4 protein-coding genes are annotated in these 3,675 nt (G+C 61.9%); all 4 read left to right on the forward strand.

Annotated elements, in window-relative coordinates; translation table 11 throughout:
* The coding region (locus AC07FD_RS39595) for an ABC transporter permease (RefSeq protein ID WP_478354226.1) at positions 1 to 861 on the forward strand (861 nt) is incomplete at its 5' end.
* 1 nt (position 862) lies between these two features.
* Positions 863 to 1,744 carry an ABC transporter permease gene (locus AC07FD_RS39600; protein WP_478354227.1) on the forward strand — a complete coding sequence of 294 codons (882 nt, stop codon included), beginning with the start codon at positions 863 to 865 and terminating at the stop codon, positions 1,742 to 1,744.
* A gap of 1 nt (position 1,745) precedes the next feature.
* Positions 1,746 to 2,753, forward strand: a complete 1,008-nt coding sequence (locus AC07FD_RS39605) for an ABC transporter ATP-binding protein (protein WP_478354228.1) — start codon at positions 1,746 to 1,748, stop codon at positions 2,751 to 2,753.
* The coding region (locus tag AC07FD_RS39610; protein WP_478354229.1) for an ABC transporter ATP-binding protein at positions 2,750 to 3,675 on the forward strand (926 nt) is incomplete at its 3' end. The genes AC07FD_RS39605 and AC07FD_RS39610, both read left to right, overlap by 4 nt.

Here is a 3,675-nt window from a genome sequence, read left to right on the forward strand (position 1 = left end):
AGGCTAGCGCCCGGCGATCCGGCGGCGATGATCGCCGGCAGGTCGGCCACGGCGGAGATGATCGCGGGCATTCGCGAACAGCTCGGCCTCAATGAGCCGCTGCCTGTTCAGTTCGTACATTGGGCGTCGAGCATCCTCAGGGGTGATTTCGGGATCTCAATTTTTTCTGGGCGACCGGTTCTAGAGCTCATTTCGCAGCGGCTTGAACCCACCGTTTCACTGTCAATCCTAACGATGATCCTTTCGGTGACGGCTGGGGTCTCGTTCGGCATCCTTGCCGCGTGGCGAACTGGCGGTCTCGTCGACCGCCTCCTCACTGCCTTTTCTGCACTTGGTTACTCCGTCCCGGTCTTTGTCATCGGCTTCTTCCTGATCTACTTTTTCGCCATACGAACACATTGGTTGCCAGTCCAGGGATATGTACCGATCGGCGGTGGCCTTGGGCCTTGGTTTGTGCACCTGATCCTGCCCACCGTAGCATTGGGCCTCGGCTTCATTGCATTCATCGCCCGGGTCACGCGGGCGAGCATGCTCGAAGTTCTGTCGGAAGATTATATGCGCACGGCCGCCGCCAAGGGTGCGTCGTCGTATGCCATGCTTTTCCACCACGCATTGAAGAATGCCGGCGTGCCGATCCTGACTGTCATCGGAATAAGCTTCGCATATCTAATCGGCGGGGTCGTGCTTACGGAGACGGTGTTCAACATACCGGGTATCGGTCGTCTGGTCGTCGACGCGATCAATAACCGCGACTACCCCATTATCCAGAGCGTGCTCATCCTGACGTCAGGTCTGTACGTCCTTATTAATCTCACGGTCGATCTCGCCTATACGCTGATCGACCCGCGCATCCGGTACTGATATGACCCTCCTCTCCGTACAAGTTGAAGCCGTGCCGATGGGCCGGCTGCGACTATCCGACCTTCCCCGTTTGGCAAGGCGGCATCCGCTCGTCCTTGCAGGCGGCGGCCTCTTGGCGCTGTTGATCATCCTGGCGCTGGCTGCCCCGCTTTACGCCGGCGATCCGGGGAACATGGATCCGTTCAAACGCCTCCAGCCACCTTCGGGCGAAATTTGGTTTGGAAGCGACAATCTGGGCCGCGACGTGTTTGCGCGAACGATCTTCGGCGCCCGGATCTCCCTGATGGTCGGACTGCTGTCGGCAGCATGCGCCGCTCTTGCCGGGGCTCTGATCGGTGTCATCGCCGGCTACAGCCGCAGCTTTGACAACGTCGTCATGCGGGTCATGGACGGCCTGATGTCCATCCCCACGATTTTGCTCGCCATTGCCCTTATTTCTCTGACAGGCCCCGGCATCGGCATTCTCATCGTCGCCATCGCGATCCCCGAGACGCCGGCCGTCGCGCGACTGGTTCGTTCTGTGGTTCTGAGTGTTCGCGAGCGCCCCTATGTGGAGGCTGCGCTCTGCGGCGGTGCGCGCCTGCCCAAGGTGCTGTGGCGGCATATCCTGCCGAGCACCATTCCGCCACTCATGGTCCAGGGCGCTACTGTCTGCGCCAGCGCCATTTTGACCGAGGCGGGGCTGAGCTTCCTCGGCGTGGGCGTGCCGCCCGAGATTCCGAGCTGGGGCAACATGATCGCCAGTTCGCGCCTTTATCTCGCCATCGCGCCATTGACGATCTTCGCCCCCGGTATCTGCCTTGCCGTCACGGTTCTGGCCGTCAACCTGCTCGGGGACGGCCTGCGCGACCTGTTCGATCCCCGCGCGAAGCGGAGGCGTTAACATGCAGATGCGTCAAACCGCAGGGAACGACGTGCTTCTCGATGTTCGAGACCTTGAGACACACTTTTACGGCGATGAAAGCGTCACCCGCGCGCTAGGCGGCGTCAGCTTCCAGGTCAAGAAAGGCGAAACGCTCGGTGTCGTCGGTGAATCGGGATGCGGCAAGAGCGTCACCGCTCTTTCCATCCTTCGCCTTCTGCCGAAGTTGACCGCCAAGACGGTTGGCGGGGAGATCCGCTTCCAGGGACGCGACCTGCTTCAGATGTCCGACCGGCAAATGCGAAAGATCCGCGGCGACCAAATTGCCATGATTTTCCAGGAGCCGATGACAAGCCTGAACCCCGTCTATACGGTCGGCCACCAGATCGCCGAGGCGGTGCAGATCCACACCAAGGCCTCGCGGTCAGATGCCATGGCGAAGGCCGAGGAGATGCTCCGTCTCGTCCGCATCTCGGACCCCGAGCGTCGCGTCAACAACTATCCCCACGAAATGTCCGGCGGCATGCGCCAGCGCGCCATGATCGCCATGGCTCTCGCCTGTTCGCCGGAACTGTTGATCGCCGACGAGCCCACGACCGCACTCGACGTCACGATCCAGGCGCAGATCCTGCGGCTCATCGTCGATCTGAAGGAGCGAACGGGAACGGCCGTCATGTTCATCACGCATGACCTGGGTGTTGTCGCCGAGACATGCCAGCGGGTGATCGTGATGTATGCGGGCCGGATCGTTGAAGAAGCGAACGTGATAGATCTGTTTGCGCGTCCCGCGCATCCCTACACCCAGGGGCTTATGCGATCGGTGCCAGATCCACGGCGCGGCCGCCAGCGCCGCCTTCCAGAAATTCCCGGCATTGTCCCAAGTCTACGCGAGCCCATTGTAGGCTGCAGCTTTGCGCCTCGCTGCTCGTTCGCTATCGACATTTGCCGCGAGAAGACCCCCGGCCTGCGTGATGTCGGGTCGAGCCACGCCGCGGCTTGCTGGCGCGCCGAAGAGGTGATGGGCGCATGAACGGTCCACTGCTAAAAGTCGAGAATCTGACCAAGCATTATCCGCTCGGTGCGGGAATCTTCAAGAAAAGCATTCCGGTGATCCGGGCGGTGGAGGATGTATCCTTTTCCGTCGCGGCGGGCGAGACACTTTGCATCGTCGGCGAATCCGGCTGCGGCAAGTCCACCGTCGCGCGGCTCCTGATGCGGCTCGTCGATCCAACGGGCGGACGCGTCCTGATCGACGGGACCGATATTGCGGGCCTCAAGAAGCACGAGCTTCGTGCGCATCGCCGTCGGATGCAGATGGTGTTTCAGGATCCTTACTCGTCGCTGAACCCGCGTCTTACTGCCGGGCAGATCATCACCGAACCCGTTGAAAATTTTGAGCGTCTCAGCCGCAAGCAGCGCCAGTCACTCGCCGCGGACCTTCTCCGAAAAGTCGGAATGTCGCCCGAAATGATGCACAGGCTCCCGTCCGAGTTGTCTGGTGGTCAGCGCCAGCGGCTCGGCATTGCACGCGCCCTGTCGCTCAACCCCTCTCTCATCATCGCCGACGAAGCGGTGTCAGCCCTCGACGTTTCCGTTCAGGCGCAGATCTTGAATCTGCTTCTGGACCTCCAGCAGCAGACGGGCATCGCCTTCGTCTTCATCTCGCATGACCTTGGCGTCGTGGAGCATATCGCGCATCGCGTTGCCGTCATGTATCTGGGGCGGATCGTGGAGCTCGCGCCGAGCGAGGCCCTCTTCGCCAAGCCGGTCCATCCCTACACCGAGGCGCTGATTGCGGCGGCACCCGTGCCGGATCCAACGCGGGTTCGGCTAGAGGTGCCCGTCGAAGGCGAGGTGCCAAGCCCGATCAATCCCCCGAGCGGGTGCGCGTTTCATCCGCGCTGCCCGCTCGCCGTCGAGCGCTGCCATATCGACGTGCCGCCTTTGGTGCC

This window comes from Mesorhizobium waitakense (assembly GCF_056431085.1).